This is a genomic window from Micromonospora sp. NPDC048907 (genome assembly GCF_055586885.1).
The window spans coordinates 558,725-581,053 of the sequence record NZ_JBVJHI010000004.1 but is presented as its reverse complement, the minus strand read 5'-3'; the positions used below and the strand labels follow the sequence as shown (position 1 = coordinate 581,053).

Below are 22,329 nucleotides of genomic sequence, written 5' to 3'. Positions count from 1 at the left end.
TCGTCGCCGGGCCCCACCGATGGCGCTGCCGCTACCTGACCACGTTGAACGCGTCGACCATGCCGGCGCCGTAGAACGAGTTGCGCGCACCGCCGGAGCAGGTCGCGTCGTAGGCGTCACCCAGCAGCGGGACCGGGTTGTAGACGCCCGCCGGGCAGGACCGCGCGACCGACGTGCGCTCCAGGAACGACGCCAGCTGGCCCGGGGTCATCCCCGGGTGCGCCGACAGGGCCAGCGCCGCGACGCCGGTGGCGTGCGGGCCGGACATCGAGGTGCCCTGCTTGTACCCCCACCCGTTGGTGCGGGTGGCGGTGTTGAAGGTGGTCGACAGGATGGCGTCGGTGGTGGTCGAGCGCGCACCCTGCGTCCGGTACCGGGTGTCGCCACCCGGCGCCGTCACGTCCACCACACCCTGGCCGTACGAGGAGTAGTAGCTCTTCTCGCCGGTCGGGCCCACCGCGGAGACGGTCACCACGCCCGGCGCCTCGGCCGGCAGGTCGAGGCAGGCGTTGGTGAGGTTCTCGCGGTTCTCCGGCGTCCCGTTGTCCGGGCTGCCGGTGTCGGTGATCTTGTGGGCCAGGTCGTAGTTGGAGTTGCCCGCGGACGCCACGGTGAGCACGCCCTTGGACTGCGAGTAGCGGATCGCCCGCTGCACGGCCTGCCACACCGGACGCTGGCGCGCGTCGTTGCGGCAGTTCAGCTCCCACGGGTCGATGTAGTAGCTGTTGTTGGTCAACTGCATCCCGTGGTCGGCGGCCCACAGGAACCCGCAGACCGCGGCCTCCGGGAAGATGTAGCCGTCGTCGTTGACCACCTTCACGGCGGCGACCTTGACGCCCGGCGCGATGCCGGTCACGCCGACGCCGTTGACGGCGGCGGCGATGGTGCCGGCCACGTGGGTGCCGTGGTCGCTGGTGGTCGGGTTCCACGCCGCCTCGGTGGTGTTGCTGACACCGCCGACGCAGGACGTGCTCTTGTCCTTGGCGATCTGCGTCGCCAGGTCCGGGTGGGTGCTGGAGATGCCGCTGTCCAGCACGCCCACGACGACGTTGGCGCTGCCGCTGTTCACCGCGTGGGCCTGCGGCACGTGGATCATGTCCATGTCCCACTGCTGGCCGTAGAGCGGCTCGGTGGTCGGGTCGTCGGTGGCGGCGGCGACGTCGGCCGCGGAGACCTCCACGGTCTCGCCCTCGTCGAGGGCGGTGCCCAGGCCGGCGGTGGACGCGACCGCCTCGACGCCCGCCCCCGCCACCTGCGTGGCGAAGTCCGGGTTGGTCGAGCGGACGACGAGCACGCCGATCTGGTCGTAGGAGGCCACGACGGTGCCCTTGGCAGCCGCCACGCGGGCGGCGGCCTTGCTGGTGTTGGCGCCCTGCGGGGCGAGGACCAGGTACGAGGTGTCCGGTCCGGCGGCGGCCGCCGGTGCCAGCCCACCGCTGAGGGCGAGGCCGACGCCGAGCGTCGCGGCGGACGCGGCGGCCAGTGTCTTGCGACGGAGGTTCTTCACACAGCCTCCCAGGGGGCCGATCTGGTCGGACCCGCTCCCTGGCGGGAAGCGGGCCGGCGGAGGACGAGCAGGCTGCTCGCCTTCGAGGGATCAGCGCCGCCGGTCGGTGTGGTGTTACACACACCTGAACGGCCGGACAACACCCGTCAGACGGTGGCCACCGTGTAGGGGATCTCGTCGAGCAGTTCGCGTGCCAGGAAGCCGATCCGGCCGTACCGGGGGACCAGGCGCTGCCCGCTCACCGCGTGGGCGAACGCGGCCCAGCAGGCGGCCTGCGCCGGCTCGGCGCCCCGGGAGAGCAGCCCGGCGAGCAGCCCGGCCCGGACGTCCCCGCTGCCCGAGGTGCCCAGGCCCGCGTCGCCGCTCTCCTCCCGCCAGGCCCGCCCGTCGGGAGTGGCGATGTGCCCGTAGAGGGAGACCACGGCGTCGTACCGGCGGGCCAGTCGCACGGCCTCGGCGTCCAGGTCGTCGCCGGGCTCCCGGTCGAGCAGGTGCCGGGCCTCGGTGAGGTTGGGCGTGAGCACCACCTTGCGTCCCGAGCCGACCAGCAGGTCCGGCTCGTGGCTGAGCGCGCCGAGGGCGTACGCGTCGAGCACCAGCCCGGTCTCCGGGCCGGCCGCGTCGAGGACGACGTGCAGCAGCGCCCGGGTGGCGTCGATGTCCTTGAGGCCGGGCCCGACCGCCACCACGTCCGCCTCGGCGATCAGGCCGTCGAGCAGGTCGCCCGGGTCGCCCCGGACAGCGCCGTCGGCGGTCTCCGGCAGGCCGACCACCAGCGCCTCGGGCACCTGGATGCTGAGCGCGGCGGCGGTGGACTCGGCGGCGGCCAGTTGCAGCACACCGGCGCCGGCGCGCAGCGCGGCCACCCCGGCGAGCAGCACCGCGCCGGGGGTGAACCGCGACCCGCCGACCACCAGCACGGTGCCCCGGGCCTCCTTGCCGCCGGTTGGCACCGGCAGCGCCCAGTCCCGCAGCAGCGCGGGGGTGATGACCTCAGACCGGCTCGGCATGGACCTCGTCCTCCCTGGTCGGACGCGCCCCCTGCCGGTGCAGGTGGGAGACGTCGTTGAACACGTCCGGGGTCAGCCGGCCGGTGGCGTCCGCCGACCAGCCGGTGACCGAGCAGTTGGCGATGACCTGCTCCCGGGTCAGCGCCATCAGCTCCACCTCGGTGAGCCCCTCCACGAGGTACCGCAGCAGGAAGACCAGCGCGTCGTGGCCGAACAGCAGCACCCGGCCGCCGGCGTGGTCCCGGCGCAGGTCGCCGAGGAGCGTACGCAGCCGCAACGCCACGTCGGTCCAGGACTCCCCGCCGGGCGGCCGGTAGTAGAACTTGCCGAGCCGGTCCCGGCGCGCCGCCTCGTCGGGGTGCCGCCGGCGGACGCCGTGCCCGGTCAGCCCGTCGAGGATGCCCAGCTCGCGGTCGCGCAGCCGCTCGTCGCGGCTCGCCGGCACGCCGGTGCCGGCGAGGGCCAGCTCGGCGGTCCGCACCGCCCGCAGGTACGGCGACACCACCGCCACGTCCGGCCGCCGCGCCTCGGGCAGCCCGGCGAGCCACCGCCCGGTCGCCCGGGCCTGCTCCTCACCGGTGGGCGACAGGGGCACGTCCGCGTCCCGGTGGGTCAGGTCGATCAGCTCGGCGCCCGCGGCCTCGGCGGCCGTGGCCGCCACGTTCGCGGTGCTCTCGCCGTGCCGGACGATCCAGAGGGCTGCCAGTTCCGCCATGGGGCCTCCGGTACCCGGGTGCTCCGGCGGGTAACCGTGCCGGTCGGTGGTGGCCGGCACACCCGCGGGGCGTGAACGGCGGCCGGGCGGGTAAGCGCGGTCGGCCCGTACGCGGGCGGGCCGACCCAGGGGAAACGGCGGCCGGGCGGGTAAGCGCGGTCGGCCCGTACGCGGGCGGGCCGACCCAGGGGAGGTGTGCCGTGGCGACGATGGTGCGAGAGCCGACGAGCCCGGTGAAGGACAAGAACTACGACCTGATCCACGCGGTGCAGATGTCACTCCAGCACGTCTGGCAGATGGAGACGTACATCGCCGACGCGGAGGACCGGGGCGACACCGAGCTCGCCACCTGGTTCCGCGCGATCCAGGAGAACAACCGCAAGGCCGGAGAGCAGGGCAAGAAGATGCTCGCCGACCGGCTCCAGAAGGAGAACGGCTGACCGTACGCGCCGGTGGCCGGGTGGGTGCGCCCGCCCGGCCACCGGCGTGTCCGGTACCCGCCACGCCGGGCGGGCGGCGCGGAGTGGCATCGACCGGGCAGAATGTCGTCCGGCGCACCGGGGTGGGCCCGGTCGCGGGGAGGCGACGCATGGGGACGGTCATCAGGGGTCTGCGCGAAGCGCTGGTGCTCTTCCTGATCGCGGCGGTGGCGATCGCGATCGCGGTGGGGATCTGGGTCGGGGTCAGCGGCGGCGACTTCGTCCACCGGCTTGGCGTGGCGTTCATGCTGGTCGGCGCGGTGATCGGGATGACCGGTGACCTGACGCTGAGCCGGATCGGCATGCTGCCGGCCCGGTCCACCTTCGGTCTGGCTCCGGAGCGGGAGGACGGCGGCGGGGGCCGGGTCCTCACCGGCGTCGGCATCTTCCTCTTCGTCTCGGTGCCGCTGATCATCGTCGGGGCCCTGCTCATCACGTGACGAGATCCCCGCGCCGGGACCGTCCGCGTCGTACGGTGTGAGGCGTGGCGACCACGGCGGCCGAGGAGATCCGGGTGGGGGAGCGGCTGGTCCGCGTCTCCAGCCCCGACAAGCCCTACTTCCCCGAGCGCGGCCTGACCAAGCTGGACGTGGTGCGTTACTTCCTGTCCGTCGGGGACGGCATCCTGCGCGCGCTGCGCGACCGACCGACCATGCTGGAGCGCTGGCCGCGCGGCGTGTTCGAGGGCGCGAAGATCGCCACCCGGCAGACCAACAAGGGCGACGCGTTCTACCAGAAGCGGCTGCCGGCCGGCGCGCCCGACTGGGTGCGCACCGCGCACATCACCTTCCCGAGCGGCCGGACCGCCGACGAGGTGGCCCCGAGTGAGCTGGCCGTGGTGATCTGGGCGGCCAACCTGGGCACGCTGCGGTTCCACCCCTGGCCGGTGTCGGCCGGTGACGTGGAGCGTCCCGACCAGCTCCGCATCGACCTGGACCCGATGCCCGGCGTGGACTTCGCCCAGGTGGTCCCGGTCGCCCACGAGGTGCGCGCGTTCCTCGACGAGCTGGGCCTGGTGGGCTACCCGAAGACCACCGGCGGCCGGGGCATCCACGTCTACCTGTCGATCGAGCCGCGGTGGAGCTTCGGGGAGTGCCGGCGCGCGGTGCTGGCGCTGGGCCGGGAGATGGAGCGCCGGCTGCCCGACCTGGTCACCACCACCTGGTGGCGGGAGCAGCGGGACCGGCCGGTCTTCGTCGACTACAACCAGATGGCCCGCGACCACACCGTGACCTCGGCGTACTCGATCCGGCCCACCCCGCGGGCGCTGGTCTCGGCGCCGCTGGACTGGGCGGAGCTGGACGACGCCCGGCCGGAGGACTTCGACGTGGTCAGCCTGCCGGCCCGCTTCGCCGAGCGGGGCGACCCGCACGCCGGCCTGGACGAGCGCCGGTTCTCCCTGGAGCCGCTGCTGGAGCTGGCCGACCGGGAGGGCCTGGAGGCCCCGCCGGAGCGGTAGCCGTCACTGCCACGGGCTCAGCGTCCCGTCGAACTCCTCGAAGACCAGCCAGGTGCGGGTCGACAGCACCCCGGCGATGCTCTGCACCCGGTCCAGCACCACGTCCCGCAGGGTGGCGTTGTCCGGCGCCCGGACCAGGGCCAACACGTCGTGCTCGCCGCTGAGCAGCGCCGCGTGCTCGATGTAGCGCACCCGGGCCAGCTCGGCGGACACCTCGCGCCAGGTGTTCTGCTCGATGGTCAGCGCGATGTACGCCGAGGTGCCCAGCCCGGCCGGCTCGGGCGCCACCTGGGCCCGGAACCCGGTGACCACCCCGTCCCGCAGCAGCCGCTCCACCCGGGCGTACGCGTTGGTGCGCGAGACGTGCACCCGTTCGGCCAGCGTACGGATGGAGAGCCGGGCGTCCTCGGTCAGTTCGCGCAGGATCCGCCGGTCGACCTCGTCGAGTGGCCCGGCCGAACGTCCCGTTCCGCCCGCCGTGCCCGCTGTGCTTCCGGTCTCCTGGCTCATGAGGGTCGCCTTCCGGTGCCATTCGTCCTGCGTTCACGCCGGATGTTGAGTCAATCATCCGACAGCGGAAGCATAGGGCCACCACACGTCCAGGAGGTCCCCGCCGTGACGACCACACCCCAGGCGGTCCGCAGGGCATCCCCGCGCACCCGCCGGCCGGCAACCCCGGCCGTTCCCGACCCCACCGACGGCCTGCTGCCGAAGAGCGAGCCGGTCCGGCTGCTGAACCCGGACGGCACCCCGCTGCCGGCCCGGGACGACTACCCGGAGCCGCCGGTCGAGGCGCTGCGCGAGATGTACCGCCGGATGGTCGTCGGCCGTCGCTTCGACGTGCAGGCCACCGCGCTGACCAAGCAGGGCCGGCTCGCCGTCTACCCGTCCTCGCGCGGGCAGGAGGCCTGCCAGGTCGGCGGGGTGCTGGCGCTGCGCGACACCGACTGGGTGTTCCCCACCTACCGCGAGTCCATGGCGCTGACCGCCCGCGGCATCGACCCGGTCGAGGTGCTCACCCTCCTCCGCGGCGACTGGCACTGCGGGTACGACCCGACGGCCGTGCACACCGCGCCGCAGTGCACCCCGCTCGCCACCCAGTGCGTGCACGCCGCCGGGCTCGCCTACGGCGAGTCCTACCAGGGGCGGGACACCGTGGCGCTGGCCTTCATCGGTGACGGCGCCACCAGCGAGGGCGACTTCCACGAGGGCGTCAACTTCGCCGCCGTGTTCAAGGCCCCGGTCGTCTACTTCGTGCAGAACAACAAGTACGCGATCAGCGTGCCGCTGTCCCGGCAGACCGCCGCGCCGAGCCTGGCCTACAAGGGCGTCGGCTACGGCGTGCCCAGCGAGCAGGTCGACGGCAACGACCCGGTGGCCGTGCTCGCCGTGCTGACCCGCGCCGTGGCGCACGCCCGCGCCGGCAGGGGCCCGTACCTGGTCGAGGCGCACACCTACCGCATGGAGCCGCACACCAACGCCGACGACCAGACCCGCTACCGGGACGCCGAGGAGGTCGAGGCGTGGCGCGACCGCGACCCGATCGCCCGGCTGGAGGCGTACCTGCGGAACCGGGGCGCGCTGGACGACGCCGCGGTCGCGGCGATCGCCGAGGAGGCCGAGGCGTACGCCGCCGCGCTGCGCGACCGGATGAACGCCCAGCCCGAGGTGGACCCGCTCAGCCTCTTCGACCACGTCTACGCGGAGCCGACCCCGCAACTGGTCGAGCAGCGTGACCAGGTCCGCGCCGAACTGGCCGCGGCCCGCGCCGAGGAGGGGGACGCCTGATGGCCACCATGACCATGGCGAAGGCGCTCAACGCCGCGCTCGCCGACGCGATGCTGGACGACGAGCGGGTGGTCGTCTTCGGCGAGGACGTCGGGCAGCTCGGCGGCGTCTTCCGGATCACCGACGGGCTCCAGGCCCGGTTCGGCGACAAGCGCTGCTTCGACACCCCCCTCGCCGAGGCCGGCATCGTCGGTTTCGCGGTCGGCCTGGCCATGTCCGGGCTGCGCCCGGTGGTCGAGATGCAGTTCGACGCGTTCGCGTACCCGGCGTTCGAGCAGATCGCCTCGCACGTGGCCAAGCTGCGCAACCGCACCCGGGGGGCGCTCAGCGTGCCGATCGTCATCCGGGTGCCCTACGCGGGCGGCATCGGCGGCGTGGAGCACCACTGCGACTCGTCCGAGGCGTACTACGCGCACACCCCGGGCCTGAAGGTCGTCACCCCGGCCACCGTCGAGGACGCGTACTCACTGCTGCGCGAGGCGATCGACGACCCGGACCCGGTCGTGTTCATGGAGCCGAAGAAGCTCTACTTCGGAAGCGCCGAGGCGGGGCTGCCGGCCCGGACCGCGCCCTTCGGCAAGGCCGCCGTGCGCCGCGCCGGCACCGACGCCACCCTTGTCGCGTACGGGCCGGCGGTGCCGGTCGCGCTGGAGGCCGCCGAGGCCGCCCGCGAGGAGGGCTGGGACCTGGAGGTGGTCGACGTGCGCACCATCGTGCCGTTCGACGACGCCACCGTGACCGCCTCGGTGCGGAAGACCGGCCGCTGCGTGGTCATCCAGGAGGCGCAGGGCTTCGCCGGGGTCGGCGCGGAGATCGCCGCCCGGGTGCAGGAGCGCTGCTTCCACGCCCTGCACGCCCCGGTGCTGCGGGTGTCCGGGCTGGACATCCCCTACCCCGCGCCGATGCTGGAGCACACCCACCTGCCCTCGGTCGACCGGGTGCTGGACGCCGTGGCCCGGCTCCAGTGGGACGACCAGCCGGACGAGCGGTGGGTGGCGGCATGAGCGAACGCACCGAGCGAAGCGAGGGCCGTGAGGGCATGCCCGGCCGGCACGGCATGAGCACCGCGACCGGGACGCGGGACTTCCTCCTGCCCGACCTGGGCGAGGGCCTGAGCGAGGCGGAGATCGTCGAGTGGCGGGTCGCCGTCGGCGACGTGGTCACCGTGGACCAGACCGTGGTCGAGGTGGAGACCGCCAAGGCCGTGGTCGACGTCCCCTGCCCGTACGCCGGCCGGGTCGTGGCCCTGCACGGCGCGGTGGGTGAGGTCCGCCCGGTGGGCCAGCCGCTCATCACGATCGCCCCGCTCGACCGCGACGGCGGCGACGACCCGCACGCCACCTACCGCGAGGAGGAGCGGGCCGGCTCCGGCAACGTCCTGATCGGGTACGGCACCGGCCACGGCGGCTCCGGCCGGCGGCGCCGCCGCCCCCGGCTGGCCCTGGCCCCCGAGCCCGGCACCGCGCCGGCCGCCCCCGCCCCGCCGGCCGCCCCCGCGGACGGCACCGCGCCGCTGGTCATCTCGCCGATCGTCCGGCGGCTGGCCCGGGAACACGGCCTCGACCTGGCGGCCCTGCGCGGCACCGGGCCGGGCGGGGTGATCCGCCGCGCCGACGTCGAGGCGGCGTCCACCGCGCCGCTCGCCGCCGTCCCGGACGCCCCGGCCGCGCACGTCGGGCTGGCCCCGGCCGGCGACGGCGACGTGGTCATCCCGCTCACCGGCATCCGCAAGGTCATCGCCGACAAGCTCTCCCGCAGCCGGCGGGAGATCCCCGAGGTGACCATCTGGGTGGACGTGGACGCCACCGGGCTGCTGGCGACCCGGGCCGCGATCAACGCCGCCACCCCGGAGGCGCCGGTCAGCATCCTGGCCCTGCTGGCCCGGATCTGCCTGAGTGGCCTGCGGAGGTACCCGCAGCTCAACGCCCACGTCGACACCGAGGGGCAGCGGATCGTCCAGTCGGCCGGGGTGCACCTGGGCATCGCCGCGCAGACCGACCGGGGCCTCGTCGTCCCGGTGCTGCGCGACGCCCAGCGGCTGACCACCCGGGAGCTGGCCGCGGCCCTCGCCGAGACCACGGCGGCCGCCCGGGCCGGCAGCCTGCCCCCGGCCCGGCTCACCGGCGGCACCTTCACGCTGAACAACTACGGGGTGTTCGGCGTGGACGGGTCCACCCCGATCATCAACCACCCGGAGGCGGCGCTGCTCGGCGTCGGCCGGATCGTCGACAAGCCGTGGGTGGTCGACGGGCAGCTCGCCGTGCGCAAGGTGACCCAGCTCAGCCTCACCTTCGACCACCGGGTCTGCGACGGCGGGGTGGCCGGCGGCTTCCTGCGGCACGTCGCGGACTGCGTGGAACAGCCCGCCCTGCTGGTGGCGAACGTCTGAGCCCCGGCCCCGGCCCCGGCCACCCTCGGGGCCGGGGCCGCACACCTGTTTCTCCGCCGACGGACCGGGAAGACGAGCCCGGTCGCCGACGGGAGGGACGGATGACGTATCCGCACATGCCCTCGGCCGGTGGGGTACGCCCGCATCCGGTCGCCGGCGCGCCACTGATGTGCGACGCGCGGGAGCACGGGCTGACCGGGGACGGGACCACCAACGACCAGCCGGCCTTCGCCGCGCTGGTGGACCTGCTGGGTGACGCGTACGCCGCCGACGGGCGGGCCCGGGTGATCTACTGCCCGCCCGGGGTGTACTCGATGCGGGACGCCGGCACGGTCTGGCGGAGCGGCGTCTCGCTGGTCGGCGCGGGCCCCGGCGCCACCCGGTTCGTGCTCGGCAACCCGGGTGACCGGGCCGACCCGGCCCCGCTGGCGTTCCACACCGCCGAGCTGCACGGCGCGAGCCGGGAGCGGCACCTGGCGTACTGCACCTTCGCCGACTTCGAGATCGACGGGTCCGGGGTGGCGATGGCCGAGTACCACCCGCTGGCCAAGGGGCTGGGCCTCCAGTACGTGGTGCGGGGCATGTTCCGCAACCTCTACATCCACCACACGGCGGCGACCGGCCTGGGCTGCGACTTCCTCCAGGACTGCCTCATCGACGGGGTGCTGGTGGCCGGCTGCGGGCGGATGGACAACGGCACCGAGATGGGCGGCGCGGGAATCGGGATCGGGATCGGCGGCTGGGGCAGCGTCGAGCGGGTCAACGTGGTGAACTGCTCGGCGGTCGGCAACGCCACCAGCGGGATCTTCTTCGAGCTGCAGTTCGAGGGCGGGCTGCGACCGCGCGGCATCCGGGTGGTGGGCTGCCACGCCGAGGGCAACCGCTTCGGCGTCGCCGACTGGGGTGCGAACGGCCTCGTCGTGTCGGCGTGCACGCTGGTCGGCAACCTCGACGCCGGCTTCCAGGTCTCGGCCAAGGGCACCACCGGCACGGCGGGTCGCGGCGGCCTCCTCACCGACTGCGTGATCGACGCGAACCTGCGCGACGGGATCAGCATCGGCAACACCCCCGGCCCGTACACCGTGCGGGGCAACCGGATCAGCGGTAACGGCCGGTATGGCTACCACCAGCGCAGCCTGGGCGGCGCGGGGCAGGAGTGCGCCCGGGAGATCGTCGTCGAGAGCAACGACTTCTACGGCAACAGCCTGGACGCCGTCCGCTTCGACCGGCCGGTCCGGGACGCGTTCGTCGTCGACAACCGGATCCGGGCGAACGGCCGGCAGTGCGGGCCGGCCGACCGGAGCGGCGGCGACACGGTCCGGTACGGCGAGAGGTCGGTGGTCGACCGCCGGGCGAGCTGGCGGGACGACGCGCACCGGGGCAAGACCATCCGGGTGGGCGAGCGGGTCGCGGTGGTCGCCGCGAACGACGAGAACGAGCTGCACCTGGCCCCGGTCCGGCCGGGCGCCTTCACGGGCTGGAGCGGCGACATCCCGAATCCGGGCAGCAGTTACGAGCTACCCGCGCCGCCGGCGACCCGGGCCGGCATCACCGTCAACGCGACCATGGACTCGGCCACCATCCGCGGCAACCGGGTCTGGGACAGCCACGAGCCGACCACCCAGACGCACGGGCTCTGGGTCACCGCGGAGGGCGGCTGCGTCGGCTGCCGTGTCGAGGACAACGACCTGGCCGGGAACGCGGAGGCGGCCGTCCGCCTGGACACGCCGCCCGTGGGCGGCCGTTGGGACCGCAACCACGGGGACGACGACCGGGCGTGAACCGGTCGTCGCGGTCCGTCCGTCGCAACCGGTCACGGCCGTGACGCGCCGCCCGTCCACGTCGCCGATTCCCATTCCCGTACGCTCGCGCCGAAATCGAAGTCAGCCGCCTCTGGCAATTCCGCCGAATATGCCACGCCGTCCCGAGGGCCGTACAGAATGTGAACCAAGGGGGACTGGAAATGGGGTGCGGAATATGGACGTGAGGCGGCGATTGACGCTATTGGCGGTAACCATCGCAGCCACACCGCTGGTGGTCGGCGGGTGCACCGCCGGCCAGCGGGAGGCCGTCAAGCCCGGTCACGGCAAGGCGGCGGCCCCGCCGTCGGTGACCCTCACCCCGGCGGACCGGACGAAGGGCGTGCCGGTCAGCGCCGAGGTGGGAACCACGGTCAGCGGCGGGAAGGTGACCGCCGTGAAGCTCACCGACGACAAGGGCCGGCCGGTGCCGGCGAAGCCGCGCGAGGACGGGTCGGGCTGGGTGCCGGACCGGCCGCTGGAGAATTCGCGGACGTACACCGCGGAGGTGACCGCGACCGGCGATTCCGGGCGGACGACCACGCAGAAGACGACGTTCACCACGATGGCGAAATCCACCAAGCCGACCGTCACGAGCGAGCTCTATTTCACCAGCAAGCAGACGTACGGGACGGCGATGCCGGTGGTTGTCGCATTCGATCCGCCCATTCCTAAAGAGGCCAGAGCGGACGTGCAGCGCCGGTTGTTCGTGAAGACCGACCCGCCGCAGCCGGGCACCTGGTCCTGGATGGCGGACGGCAAGCAGGTCGAATACCGGGCGCCCGACTTCTGGAAGTCCGGTACGAAGATCAGCGTGCGGAGCGCCCTGGAGGGGCTGCCGATCGGCACGGACGCCATCGGCGACGCCGACCACAGCGCGACCTCCACGATCGGCCGGCAGGTCTCGCTCGAGATCGACAACGCCACCAAGCAGATGTCCGTCTTCCGGGAGGGCAAGCTGCTCCGCAAGGTCCCGGTGAGCCTCGGCAAGTCGAGCACGCCCACCTCCAGCGGCAAGATGGTGATCATGGAGAAGTTCGACCACACCACCTTCGACACCCGGGGTTCGGCCGATCCCTACGTGGTCGAGGTGGACGACGCCCAGCGGCTCACCTGGGGTGGCGAGTTCATCCACTCGGCCCCGTGGTCGGAGGGGGAGCAGGGCTTCACCAACACCTCGCACGGCTGCACCAACGTCTCGGCGGCCGCCGCGGACTGGCTGATGGGCGTCACGCAGGTCGGCGACCTGGTGACCGTCAAGGGCACCGAGGTGAAGCTGGACCAGGGCAACGGCTTCACGGCCTGGAACGTCGGCTGGGACGAGTTCGTCAAGGGCAGCGCGCTGCCCGTACCGGCGGGGTTGAAGCCCACGCACAGCGCCGTGCCGCACCCGGGCGCGGTGGCCGGCGGGTCGTCGCCCGCCCCCGCCCCGTCGAAGAGCAACAGCGGCGGCTGACCACCGGGGAGGAACGGCCGGGCCGGCCCGCGACAGCGCGGGCCGGCCCCGCGCCGTTCAGTCCAGGTCGACCCGGGCCACGCCCGTCGCGGTCAGGCTGCCCAGCCAGAGGCGCCGCCCGTGCTGCCGCACGCCGGTGACCATCGGGTACGTCCCGCTCGGGCCGTGCAGGGTGCGCAGCACCCGACCGGTGCCGTCCACCAGGGCGACCAGCCCGTAGCGGCGGGGTTGCGGCTGCACCGCTCCCGGCAGCAGGGCCACGACCTGGCGCACCCGGGGATGCGGCAGCAGCTTCTCCATGATCGGCAGCCGCGGGCTGGGCAGCGCGATCCAGTAGGTCCCGTCGCCCACGGCCGAGACGTTGTCCGGATAGGCCGGCAGGTCGGCCAGCACGGTGGCCCGGCCGTCGGGCAGGTCCACCCGGAGCAGCCGGTGGGTGGCGGTCTCGACCAGCATCAGCGCGGACTCGTCCGGGGTGAGCGCCACTCCGTTGGGGAAGTAGAGCCCGCCGGCCACCACCTCGGTGCGCCCGGTCCGCCGGTCGTACGCCAGCACGCGGCCGTTGGGCCGGTGCTCCAGCAGGTCCCGCTTCCAGTGCGAGAGCGGGAACCGGTCCGACGAGTCGGTGAAGTAGACCGTGCCGTCGCGGGCCACGGCGGCGTTGTCGGCCAGGTGCACCGGGGGCGCGCTGCCGGTCAGCTCCTGCACCGCGCCGTCGGGCGTGACCCGCAGCAGCCCCCGGTAGGCGTCGCAGACCACCAGCCCGCCGTCGACCGGGTCCAGTTCGATGCCGAGCGGCCGGCCGCCGGTCTCGGCGAGCAGCGTGGGGCGGGTGCCGGCCGGAGCGTCCGCCGGCCACCACCAGAGCCGCCCGTCCTCGTCGCCGCTGACCACCCGGCCGTCCGGGTCGATCAGCACGTCCTCCGGGCCGTGCGCGCCGTCGGGCAGCGGCAGCAGGTCGGCTCGGTCGAGCCGCACGTCGGTGGGGGCCCACGGCCCGTCCAGGGGCGGTGGCACGGTGGCCGGCTCACGGACCGGTCGGATCAGCAGGGGCACGCGCGGGCGGGGGACGGCCATCCGGCCATTCTTCCCCGCCGATGGCCCGGCCGGGAGTCCCCGGCGGCGTGTCCGCGTCGCGGTCGCGGGCCCGGGGCTGCGGGATGACCCCGAGGCCGCTCAGGGTCCCACCCGGGACCTACCCGGAACCCCGCTCGCGGGCGGCCGGAACTGTCGGTGGTGGGGGGTAGGTTCGGGACATGCGAGAGCGCGGCGACCGGTTCCACGTGGCGACGAGCGTCAGCGACCACGTGGTGGACCTGCGGGCGGTCGGCGAGATCGACATCGCCACCGTGGCGGCGTTCCGGGCCGCGCTCTGGGCGGCGCCGGCCCGGCCGGTGCTGCGGCTCGACCTCTCCGGTGTGCGGCTGCTCTCCGCCGCCGGGGTGCGCGCGCTGGTCGCCGCCCACCTGCGGGTCCGGGCCCGCGGCGGCGAGCTGGTGCTGGTCGACCCCGACCCGGTGGTCGCCCGGGTGCTGCGGGCCACCGGCCTGCACCGGGTGCTGCCGATCCGCGAGTCGGCCCACGAGCTGGTCACCTGCGCCGCCGCCTGACCGGCGTGCCGCCGCCGGGCCGCCGGCGGCACGCCGACGGCCCTGGCGGACGGTCCGTGGGTCAGCGCACGCCGACCAGGTCCACCACGAAGACCAGCGTCTCGTTCGGCTTGATCACGCCGCCGGCGCCCCGGGCGCCGTAGCCCAGGTGCGGCGGGATGGTCAGCCGGCGCCGGCCACCGACCTTCATGCCGACCACGCCCTGGTCCCAGCCGGCGATGACCTGGCCACCGCCGAGCGGGAACTCGAACGTGTCACCCCGGTTGTACGACGCGTCGAACTCGCGGCCGGTCGAGTGGGCCACGCCCACGTAGTGCACGCTGGCCAGCTGGCCGGGGCGGGCCTCCGGGCCGTCGCCGACCGTGATGTCCTCGATGACGAGATCGGCGGGCGGCGCGCCCTCGATCGGGCCAACCTCGGGCTTCTCCATGAGCGGTCTCCTCGGTGCTGACAGGTGTGGTCCCCGTCGATCCTGCCGGATCGCGGCCGGCCGATACGCGTCGGTCCCCGCCGCGGCGTGGCGGCGGGGACCGGTGGGTGGCACGGGAGTGGAGGCCGCCATGCGTACCCGGCAGGTGCGCGACGGGACGACCCGGGACGTCGGGACGGCGAGGAAACCCGCCGCCTGACCGGCGGCGGCCTCAGGTGGCCGCCGCGAGCTGGGCGGCGAGCAGCGCGGGCGCCTCGGCGAGCGACGGCCCGTACCAGGTGAGGTGCCGGCCGGAGACCAGCGCGGCCGGCACGCCGGGGAACGCCTCCGGCCCGTCGTCGGCGGTGAACCGGTAGGGCTCGTCCGGCAGCACCACCAGATCCGGTTCCCGGGCGCGCAGCTCGTCGAGGCCGGGCCGGGGATAGCGCTCCGCGTGGTCGGCGTACCGGTTGGTGACGCCGAGCCGGCGCAACACGTCACCGGCGAAGGTGTCCCGGCCCAGCACCACCCAGGGGCGCCGCCACACGGGCACCACCGCCGCCCGCGGCGTGGCCGGCGCGGGCGGCGTGGCCCACGCCCGGCGTGCCGCCCGGAGCCAGTCCGGCTCGCCGGGCACTCCGAGGGCGGCGACCAGCGCGCCGAGCTGGGCCAGCGCCTCCGGCACGGTACGGGGAAAGGTGACCCGCACGGGCACGCCGGCCGCCCGCAGCGCCTCCGCGTCGGCGAGGCGGTTCTCCTCCTCGTTGAGCAGCACCAGGTCGGGCTCCAGCGCGCGCACCCGGTCCAGGTCCGGATACTTCGTCCCGCCCACCCGCGCGACGTCCAGCCCGGCCGGGTGGGTGCACCAGTCGGTGGCGCCCACCAGCACCTCGGGGCGGGTCAGCGCCACCGCCTCGGTCAACGACGGCACCAGCGACACCACCCGCACGACGGCTCCCTCCCTCGCCCCGGCCCATCGTCGCCTATCGACGGTCGTGGGTGCGGTGGCCGGGACCGGTGACGCGGCCGGCTCAGCGTGCCGTCTCGTCCACCAGCGCCGTCACGTCCAGGTGGGCGGGGCGGCAGCCGACCGTGGCGGCGAACCGGCGTACCGCCGCGTCGACGTGCGCGCGGGCCGCGCCGATCCCGGCGGACGGGGCCAGGCGCACCTCGACCCACACGTCCGGGCCGGTGACCGGGCCGGTGAGCACGACCCGGGCCCGGCGGACACCGGGCGCCCGCAGCAGATCGCGTTCCAGCGCGCCGGTCAGCACACCGCTCGCCACGCGGGTGCGCCCGGTGCCGTCGCCGGGGTGCGCCAGTGTGCCGCCGAGCCGGTCCGGCACCCGCAGCCCGGCGGCGAGCAGCCGCTGCCCCAGCAGGGCGAGCAGCAGCCCGCCCGCGGCCACCGCGAGGGCGCTCCACGGCGCGCCGGCCCGCCACCAGCTCACCGGCCCGGCACCGATCAGTGGCACGCCGCCGCCGGGCAGCCGGCCCGCCCCGACCGCCGACGCCGTGCCGCCCGCCGCCGCGAGCAGCAGGGCGAGCACCGTCCACAGCAGCCGGTGGGCGGCGTTGCTCACGGCGCCCGCCGGGCGCGGACGAGCCGGACCTCGACGGGGTCGCGGAGGGGCGCGGTCAGCCGGTCCAGCTCCCGGCGCAGCGCGAACTCGACGTCGGCGCGGGCGGCCGGGTCGCCGGTGGCGGTCACCCGGGGTCGCCAGGCGTCGCCGCGCCGGCGGACGCGGACGCGGGCCCGGCGGACGCTCGGCACGGACCGGACCGCCCGGGCCAGCCGCCGCTCCACCGAGCGGCGGTGCAGGTGCCAGCCGTCGCCGTCGGTGAGCCGCAGCCGGGCCGGCCGCCAGCGGCGCAGCTCGGCGCCGAGCACCAGCAGGCCGAGCAGGGTGACGGCGGCGGCGATCCCGCGTACCGGCGGGTCCGCCCAGCGGACCGTGGTCAGCGTGGCCGACCACCCGGACGGCAGGGGACCGGCGCGGCCCAGCGCGGCGAGCAGCCCCGCGACGGCCGCCAGCACCCCGCCGGCCAGCAGGGCCACGGCGAGCAGCAGGGTGGCGACCCGGTTCACCGTCCGCACGGCCCGCTCCGCCCGTCAATGGGGGCGCTCATGTCGCCTCCCGCGCGTCCGCGTCCGGGCCGGCCGCCCGCCGCCGGTCGCGGTCGTCCGGTCCGGCGCCCGGGCTCCCCGGCTCGCCGGGCAGGCGCAGGTCGACCACCGTGACGGTGACCGCCTCGACGGTCAGGCCGGTGTGGGCCTCGATCCGGGCGGCCACCCGGCGGCGGACCGCGGCGGCCGCCGCGGTCAGCGGCGCGCCGTGCGCCACCACCACGTCCAGGTCTACCCGGACGGCGGCGCCGTCGGCGCGCACCGTGGCCACCGGATCGGTGACGGCGTGGGTACCCCGGGCCGCCTCCTCGGCGAGCCCGGCGATCCGCTCCTCCGGCCAGGTGACCGGCGCCGGTCGGGCGGCGGCGCGCCGGGGCAGGGTGCCGGTCATCCCGGTCCGCCTCAACGACGCCGGTCGGCGGTGGCCCGGTCGGCGAGCCCGGGCAGGCTGACATCCCCGTCGCGCACCCGCACCAGCAGCCATCCGACCAGGCCGGCCACGGTGGCGGCGGCCGCCGCCCCGGCTCCGCCCAACGCCCAGACCGCGACCACCAGGAAGCCGGCCAGGAAACCGAACTGCCCGCGCGTCATGCCCCACCCCCGCTCCCGCCGCGATCGACCGGACCGGCGGGGCGTACCCGTTTCGGGACGGGGCAGTCCTCCGACCGCGTCGCTCAGCCGACCGTGCCGCTCAGCCGGCCCCGGCGGGGACGGGCGCGCGCTCGGAGGGGCCGGTTCCTCGGTCTCCTCCGGGGTCCTCCCGGCGAGCCTAGGGTCCCGGGACCTGCCGCGCGCCGGACGACGGGTCGGCATCGGTGGCCGGCCGGCGGGCGGCCCACTCCGCGCGGGTCAGCGCGTACTCCACCTCGCCGTGTTCGGAGCCGGGGATCGCCTCCGGCCAGTCCTGGTGGAACGTCCGTCGGTACGCCAGCCCGGCCTTCTCCAGGACCCGGCGGGACCCGGTGTTGACCGCCATGGTGGTCGCCACCACCCGCTCCACGCCGAGGACGGTGAAACCGTGCCCGACCAGTGCCCGTGCGCCCTCGGTGGCGTACCCGGCGCCCCAGGCGTCCCGGCGCAGCCGGTAGCCCAGCTCCACCTCGCGGGGGTCGCCGTCGCGCAGCGGCCGGAACTCGAACCAGCCGAGGAATTCCCCGTCGGCCCGCCGTTCCGCCGCCCACCAGCCCAGCCCGGGCGGCCGGCGGTACGCGGCCAGCATGGTGGGCAGCACCCGGTCGCGGATCTCGCCGGCCGGGGTGGGCCGGCCGCCGGTCAGGTAGCGCATCACCGCCGGGTCGCCGTCCAGCCCGGTGAGGAGCGGGGCGTCGTCCGCGGTGAACTCGCGCAGCACCAGCCGGCCGGTGGTCAGGAAGATCGCCACACGGGCGATTCCACCCGTCCCGGCCGGACCGGGCAACCGGATTCCGCCGCACCGCCGAGGCGACCGCCATGATCGACGCCCTAGACTCGGGCGTCGACACCAGCGACGGACGGATCTGGCGAGATGACGAGCACCGGCAGCGTGGCCACCACCTGGCTGCGTCCGATCCCGCCCGGGGTCGCGCCGCAGCTCACCCGCGCCGGTCACCTGGCCTATCCGGCCCGCCGGCTCGGTGAGCTGGTGCAGGGCAGGCCGCCGGGCGTCACCGGGCACCAGTGGAGCACCGCCGGGCGGGAGGGCCTCGACCAGGTGGTCTGCGCCGCCGACACCGGCCTGCCGCTGTTCGCCGTGCAGTTCGCCCCGCCCGCGCCCGCCGGGTCGCCGGCCCGCCGGGCCGAACGGATGACCAGCGCGGTCTGCGCCGCCGTCGGGCTGCCGCTGCTGCGGGTCGAGTCGCCGACGTTGCACGCCCCCGCGCACGCCCGCCGCCTCGTCGAGTACGTCATCGACGCGCGCGGCTACGCCGCCGGCACCGGCCCGGACAGCGGCGACGCCGTCGGATTCCGGGACATCGTCGGCCGGCTCCCCGACGGCCGGCGCGGACCGGTCAACGACCTCGGGGCGCTGACCCGGGCCGCCGCCGTCGAGGCGTACGTGGAGCGCCGGCTCGCCGACCCGATCGTCCGCGGGCTGCACGTGCGGTGGGCGGACGGCCCGGCCGAGGGCTGGAGCTGGGTCGAGGTGCGGCCCGGCCGGTGCCTGGTCGAGCGGGTGCACCTGGTGACGCAGCGCTTCTCCTGCGGGGTGGACCCGGGCCGGCTCGCCGAGGACCTGGCCGCCGTGGCGATCGGGGAGCGGCTGCGCGACCTCGACCCCGCCGAACCGTCCCTGCTGGACCGGGACGAGGTACGCGCGCGGATCCGGCGGCTGGCGGCCCGGCGCGACGAGTTCGAGGGCGGCTTCGCCTTCGACCATCTCTGCGCCGACTGACCCGGCGTCGAGGGGCCGCGTCCGGCCGCCCCGGAAATCTCCGCGAATTCTCCCGATCCCCGGTTGAACCTTCGCCGTGCCGGCTCCGTACCTAAGCGGGAATGGACGCAGATCTTCCCCGCCGCGCCGGACGGCGCGGGGACGGTGCGGAAAGGGCATCGTCGGTCATCGACGTGCGACCGGAACGTCGCAGTGATCCTCACCCCGAAATCCATCGGTCCGCCGGGGTCACCAGTCAACTACCGGATCGAGAAGGAGAGCAATTCGATGCGCAGGTCCACACGGGCGCGCCGGTCATCCGGTAACGCGCGGAGCAAGCGTCTGCTGGCCGTGGTCGGCACGCTCGCGGTCTTCGGCGGAATCGTCGCCGTCACCCAGATCTCGTCCGCCCAGGACCGGCGGACCACCGTCCGCTCCGCCTCGGCGTCCTGTGTGGCCCCGAGCCCGGGCGCCACCGCGCCGGACGGCCGCGGCAGCACCACCCGGACCTGGCAGAACGGCCGCTGGGTACGCAACCACTGGGGTGACGGGCAGATGTCGGCCGCCGAGTGCCAGCAGACCAGGGGTGGCGGCGCGGGCGCCGGGACCCCGACCGTGGCCTGCCCCGACGTGCGGAGCAAGCTGCCGCAGGTGCCCGAGCCGGCGCGCGCCGAGGTGGACCGCAACCTCGCCCTGCTGAACGACCAGATCGCCGAGGCCAACCGGCGGCTGGCGGCCGACGGCCGCAACGGCGGCGACTTCATCAACAACGCCATCCTGCGGCCGCTGGCCGAGAAGCGGACCGCGACGTTGAACCGGATCGCGACGGCCATCGGCCGGGTCGCCCAGCGCCCGCAGGGCCTGGACCAGTTGGCCCGGTGCGCCATCGCCGACAACGCCCAGAACGGCGGCCAGAACGGCGGTGGCAACAACGGCGGCGGCAACAACGGCGGGCAGACCGGTGCGCCGACGAGTTCGCCGACCGGCGGCAACAACGGCGGCAACAACGGTGGCCAGACCGGCGGCAACAACGGCGGTAACAACGGCGGCAACAACGGTGGCAACAACGGTGGCCAGAACGGCGGGAACAACGGCCTGAACGTGCTCGCCAAGGACTGCACCAACAGCGAGCTCCAGGCGCACGACGGTTTCCAGAACGGCAACCGGTGCGTGAGCACGGCGTTCGGTGAGGTGGGCTCCGCCGCCAACAACCCCTCGCTGCTCATCACGCAGTTCCCGAACCGGGTCCAGCGCAACCAGCCGTTCACCCTCCGGGTCAGCACCCGGAACCTGGTGCGCGACCGCTTCCTCGCCGCCGGCCAGGGTGGCTACTACGTGGAGAGCTCCCTGCTGAACGAGCAGGGCCTGGTGCGCGGCCACTTCCACACCGCCTGCCGGATGCTGCAGACCACCCAGGCGGCGCCGTCGAATCCGCAGGACGTTCCGGCGTTCTTCGTGGCGACCGAGGACGGCGGCGGCAGCAACCAGGCCGACCAGGTGACCATCCAGGTGCCCGGCCTGCCCCAGTCGGGCCTGGCGCAGTGCGCGGTCTGGGCCGGTGACGGCTCGCACCGCATCCCGATGATGGAACGGGCCAACCAGACCCCCGCCTTCGACGCGGTGCGGATCCGGGTCAACTGAGCATCGACGGCCGGAGCCGCCCGGGGGTCCGCCCCGGGCGGCTCCGCCGTCGCCCGGTCACCGTTCGCCGCCCGCGCAGTGCGGCAGGCGGGTCCAGTGCACGACGGTGGCGTCGTCCGGGACCACCGCGGCGGAGCCGGCCTCGGCCTGCCGGACGCGGCGCAGGACGGCCTCCGGCCCGCCTTCGGCGAGCAGTTCCAGCACGCCGGTCCAGTCGGTCAGGTCGTACGGGCTGACGGCGCGGCTGGCGCCGTTGCTGAGCAGCGCGACGCCGCCCAGGTCGCACAGGGGTGAGCTGCCGGTCACCGCCTCCTCGGCCGCGTGCGGATCGTCCTTGGCGATCCAGTAGCCGCCCGGCTGGTTCCGCCGGGCTCGCAGCGCCTCGGCGCAGGAGGCGCGGACGCAGTCGTACTCCGGTGTGCCCACCGAAAGGCCCGCCAGCGGTGCCGAGCAGGCGCGCCGGGCGGCGACCTCGCGCTCGTCCGTGACGACCCGCGGGCGCCCGCCGAGCCGGTCGAGCACGAGGAAGGAGTCGGCGAGCAGGAGGTGCTCCAGGCGGCCCCGGTGGGCGCGGACGATCGCCACGGTGGCCTGAGGGCTCGCGGGGTGCGTGATGTCGCAGGTGCCACGGTGCTCGGCGGCGATCTCGTCGATCGCGTCGCCGAGGATCGACGTGAGGTCCCGCCCGTCACCGCGCGACAGCCGGCCCAGCAGCGCTCCGCCCAGACGGTGGGTGTACCAGGCGACACCGTGGAAGCAGATCGACGCGGTTCCCGGGATGCCGGCGCCGTCGAGCAGCACCACGGCGGCGGGAACGGCGCCGGCGAAGTCCTCGTTCGGCCGGCCGGTTGTGCCGGCGCTGGTCGCCATGCTGACGTGCACCGATGGACTCCGGAGTCGGGAGTGCGGGCGCCCGGGCGGGCCGGGCGCCGGGACGACGTGGTCTGCCGGGACACCCCGCCCGGCTGAAAAATGTTAACGCCGGGAAAAGCCGACCGGGGCCACGCCGATTTCTCAGCGTGACCCCGGGATGCCCGACGGTGAACCGGGAGGGTTCAGCGGTTCTTGTAGGCCTCCACCACGGAGACCGGGATGCGGCCGCGCTCGGAAATCTCGTAGCCGTTCTTGACGGCCCATTCCCGGATGGCGCGGTTCTGCTCGCGGTCCATTCCCGAGGTGCTCGGGCGGGCACCGCCGCGGGCGGGGCGACCGGCCTCCACGGGGCCGCGACCGATCCGTCGGCCAGCGCTGATGTACGGGTCCAGCGCCTTGCGCAGGACGCCGGCGTTCTCGTCGGAGACGTCGATCGTGTACGCCACGCCGTCCAGGCTGAACTCGACGGTCCGATCGGCCTTTCCGCCGTCGAGGTCGTCGGTCAGAACGGTGATTACTTTCCTTGCCATCGCCATTACTCCCTGTGTCGGGCGGGGTGTGGCTATGAGTTTGACGTATCTCGCGGCAATTTCGCAACAATACCCGTCCTTCGCCATTCGGCGGGTCGGGTTATCCGCGCGGCGGCAAATGCGTCCGCGCGCGCCGCCGCGGGTTCAACCCGCCGCGGGAGTGGTGTGGGTCACAAGCCGGAACAA

At 74.8% G+C, this 22,329-nt stretch carries 25 protein-coding genes; 11 read left to right on the top strand and 14 right to left on the bottom strand.

Annotation, left to right across the window (positions count from 1 at the left end; translation table 11 throughout):
• Positions 1-31: 31 nt before the first annotated feature.
• The 3 genes from ACZ6PY_RS16655 to ACZ6PY_RS16645 all read right to left on the bottom strand — a co-directional run bounded on the left by ACZ6PY_RS16655 (position 32) and on the right by ACZ6PY_RS16645 (position 3,232).
• A complete protein-coding gene (locus ACZ6PY_RS16655; protein WP_466073024.1) occupies positions 32-1,507 on the bottom strand; it encodes a S8 family peptidase in 1,476 nt (491 codons plus the stop codon).
• A gap of 146 nt (positions 1,508-1,653) precedes the next feature.
• Positions 1,654-2,517: an NAD(P)H-hydrate dehydratase gene (locus tag ACZ6PY_RS16650; RefSeq protein ID WP_466073023.1), complete on the bottom strand. Its 864-nt coding sequence runs from the start codon at positions 2,515-2,517 to the stop codon at positions 1,654-1,656.
• The gene (locus ACZ6PY_RS16645) at positions 2,501-3,232 is read right to left on the bottom strand and encodes a histidine phosphatase family protein (protein WP_466073021.1); all 732 of its coding nucleotides are present in this window, start codon (positions 3,230-3,232) and stop codon (positions 2,501-2,503) included. Before ACZ6PY_RS16645 ends, ACZ6PY_RS16650 begins: the two co-directional genes overlap by 17 nt.
• Before the next feature lie 209 nt (positions 3,233-3,441).
• On the opposite strand from ACZ6PY_RS16645, the gene ACZ6PY_RS16640 reads away from it, so the two are divergent.
• From ACZ6PY_RS16640 to ACZ6PY_RS16630, 3 genes are all read left to right on the top strand, one after another.
• Positions 3,442-3,672 carry a hypothetical protein gene (locus ACZ6PY_RS16640; protein WP_466073562.1) on the top strand — a complete coding sequence of 77 codons (231 nt, stop codon included), beginning with the start codon at positions 3,442-3,444 and terminating at the stop codon, positions 3,670-3,672.
• A gap of 149 nt (positions 3,673-3,821) precedes the next feature.
• Positions 3,822-4,151 (top strand): hypothetical protein, encoded by a 330-nt coding sequence (locus ACZ6PY_RS16635; RefSeq protein ID WP_466073019.1) that lies wholly within the window; start codon positions 3,822-3,824, stop codon positions 4,149-4,151.
• A gap of 44 nt (positions 4,152-4,195) precedes the next feature.
• The gene (locus ACZ6PY_RS16630; protein ID WP_466073017.1) at positions 4,196-5,170 is read left to right on the top strand and encodes a DNA polymerase domain-containing protein; all 975 of its coding nucleotides are present in this window, start codon (positions 4,196-4,198) and stop codon (positions 5,168-5,170) included.
• A 3-nt stretch (positions 5,171-5,173) separates the two neighbouring features.
• On the opposite strand, the gene ACZ6PY_RS16625 is transcribed toward ACZ6PY_RS16630, so the two are convergent.
• Positions 5,174-5,680: an Lrp/AsnC family transcriptional regulator gene (locus tag ACZ6PY_RS16625; protein WP_262286519.1), complete on the bottom strand. Its 507-nt coding sequence runs from the start codon at positions 5,678-5,680 to the stop codon at positions 5,174-5,176.
• A 72-nt stretch (positions 5,681-5,752) separates the two neighbouring features.
• Between ACZ6PY_RS16625 and pdhA the strand changes: the two genes are divergently transcribed.
• The 5 genes from pdhA to ACZ6PY_RS16600 all read left to right on the top strand — a co-directional run bounded on the left by pdhA (position 5,753) and on the right by ACZ6PY_RS16600 (position 12,602).
• Positions 5,753-6,958 carry a pyruvate dehydrogenase (acetyl-transferring) E1 component subunit alpha gene (pdhA, locus tag ACZ6PY_RS16620; RefSeq protein ID WP_466073561.1) on the top strand — a complete coding sequence of 402 codons (1,206 nt, stop codon included), beginning with the start codon at positions 5,753-5,755 and terminating at the stop codon, positions 6,956-6,958.
• Entirely contained in the window at positions 6,958-7,962 is a 1,005-nt protein-coding gene (locus ACZ6PY_RS16615) for an alpha-ketoacid dehydrogenase subunit beta (RefSeq protein WP_466073015.1), read from the top strand. Before pdhA ends, ACZ6PY_RS16615 begins: the two co-directional genes overlap by 1 nt.
• 53 nt (positions 7,963-8,015) lie before the next feature.
• The gene (locus ACZ6PY_RS16610) at positions 8,016-9,347 is read left to right on the top strand and encodes a dihydrolipoamide acetyltransferase family protein (protein ID WP_466073559.1); all 1,332 of its coding nucleotides are present in this window, start codon (positions 8,016-8,018) and stop codon (positions 9,345-9,347) included.
• A gap of 101 nt (positions 9,348-9,448) precedes the next feature.
• Positions 9,449-11,128: a right-handed parallel beta-helix repeat-containing protein gene (locus ACZ6PY_RS16605; RefSeq protein ID WP_466073013.1), complete on the top strand. Its 1,680-nt coding sequence runs from the start codon at positions 9,449-9,451 to the stop codon at positions 11,126-11,128.
• Positions 11,129-11,324: 196 nt separating this feature from the next.
• On the top strand, positions 11,325-12,602 hold the full coding sequence (locus ACZ6PY_RS16600) for a L,D-transpeptidase (protein WP_466073011.1): 1,278 nt from the start codon (positions 11,325-11,327) through the stop codon (positions 12,600-12,602).
• Between the two features lie 57 nt (positions 12,603-12,659).
• Here the strand turns inward: ACZ6PY_RS16600 and ACZ6PY_RS16595 are convergent, their stop codons facing one another.
• Positions 12,660-13,679: an SMP-30/gluconolactonase/LRE family protein gene (locus ACZ6PY_RS16595; protein WP_466073009.1), complete on the bottom strand. Its 1,020-nt coding sequence runs from the start codon at positions 13,677-13,679 to the stop codon at positions 12,660-12,662.
• Between the two features lie 179 nt (positions 13,680-13,858).
• Between ACZ6PY_RS16595 and ACZ6PY_RS16590 the strand changes: the two genes are divergently transcribed.
• Entirely contained in the window at positions 13,859-14,212 is a 354-nt protein-coding gene (locus tag ACZ6PY_RS16590) for an anti-sigma factor antagonist (RefSeq protein WP_466073007.1), read from the top strand.
• 61 nt (positions 14,213-14,273) lie between these two features.
• Here the strand turns inward: ACZ6PY_RS16590 and ACZ6PY_RS16585 are convergent, their stop codons facing one another.
• The 7 genes from ACZ6PY_RS16585 to ACZ6PY_RS16555 form a co-directional block, all read right to left on the bottom strand.
• Positions 14,274-14,642: an FKBP-type peptidyl-prolyl cis-trans isomerase gene (locus ACZ6PY_RS16585; RefSeq protein ID WP_091258728.1), complete on the bottom strand. Its 369-nt coding sequence runs from the start codon at positions 14,640-14,642 to the stop codon at positions 14,274-14,276.
• 211 nt (positions 14,643-14,853) lie between these two features.
• Positions 14,854-15,570, bottom strand: a complete 717-nt coding sequence (locus ACZ6PY_RS16580) for a helical backbone metal receptor (RefSeq protein ID WP_466073005.1) — start codon at positions 15,568-15,570, stop codon at positions 14,854-14,856.
• Positions 15,571-15,652: 82 nt separating this feature from the next.
• Entirely contained in the window at positions 15,653-16,204 is a 552-nt protein-coding gene (locus ACZ6PY_RS16575) for a hypothetical protein (RefSeq protein ID WP_466073003.1), read from the bottom strand.
• Positions 16,201-16,719, bottom strand: coding sequence for a hypothetical protein (locus ACZ6PY_RS16570; RefSeq protein ID WP_466073001.1), 519 nt, complete (start codon positions 16,717-16,719; stop codon positions 16,201-16,203). Before ACZ6PY_RS16570 ends, ACZ6PY_RS16575 begins: the two co-directional genes overlap by 4 nt.
• A 28-nt stretch (positions 16,720-16,747) precedes the next feature.
• Positions 16,748-17,140 (bottom strand): Asp23/Gls24 family envelope stress response protein, encoded by a 393-nt coding sequence (locus tag ACZ6PY_RS16565; protein WP_466072999.1) that lies wholly within the window; start codon positions 17,138-17,140, stop codon positions 16,748-16,750.
• Between the two features lie 11 nt (positions 17,141-17,151).
• The gene (locus tag ACZ6PY_RS16560; RefSeq protein ID WP_355061564.1) at positions 17,152-17,340 is read right to left on the bottom strand and encodes a hypothetical protein; all 189 of its coding nucleotides are present in this window, start codon (positions 17,338-17,340) and stop codon (positions 17,152-17,154) included.
• Between the two features lie 178 nt (positions 17,341-17,518).
• On the bottom strand, positions 17,519-18,130 hold the full coding sequence (locus tag ACZ6PY_RS16555) for a GNAT family N-acetyltransferase (RefSeq protein WP_466072997.1): 612 nt from the start codon (positions 18,128-18,130) through the stop codon (positions 17,519-17,521).
• A 123-nt stretch (positions 18,131-18,253) separates the two neighbouring features.
• Between ACZ6PY_RS16555 and ACZ6PY_RS16550 the strand changes: the two genes are divergently transcribed.
• Both ACZ6PY_RS16550 and ACZ6PY_RS16545 read left to right on the top strand, forming a co-directional pair.
• On the top strand, positions 18,254-19,120 hold the full coding sequence (locus ACZ6PY_RS16550; protein WP_466072995.1) for a PDDEXK family nuclease: 867 nt from the start codon (positions 18,254-18,256) through the stop codon (positions 19,118-19,120).
• Positions 19,121-19,387: 267 nt separating this feature from the next.
• Positions 19,388-20,740: a hypothetical protein gene (locus tag ACZ6PY_RS16545; RefSeq protein WP_466072993.1), complete on the top strand. Its 1,353-nt coding sequence runs from the start codon at positions 19,388-19,390 to the stop codon at positions 20,738-20,740.
• 57 nt (positions 20,741-20,797) lie between these two features.
• On the opposite strand, the gene ACZ6PY_RS16540 is transcribed toward ACZ6PY_RS16545, so the two are convergent.
• Both ACZ6PY_RS16540 and ACZ6PY_RS16535 read right to left on the bottom strand, forming a co-directional pair.
• Positions 20,798-21,622 (bottom strand): hypothetical protein, encoded by an 825-nt coding sequence (locus tag ACZ6PY_RS16540; RefSeq protein ID WP_466072991.1) that lies wholly within the window; start codon positions 21,620-21,622, stop codon positions 20,798-20,800.
• A gap of 173 nt (positions 21,623-21,795) precedes the next feature.
• A complete protein-coding gene (locus ACZ6PY_RS16535; protein ID WP_262286501.1) occupies positions 21,796-22,143 on the bottom strand; it encodes a histone-like nucleoid-structuring protein Lsr2 in 348 nt (115 codons plus the stop codon).
• Between the last annotated feature and the right edge of the window lie 186 nt (positions 22,144-22,329).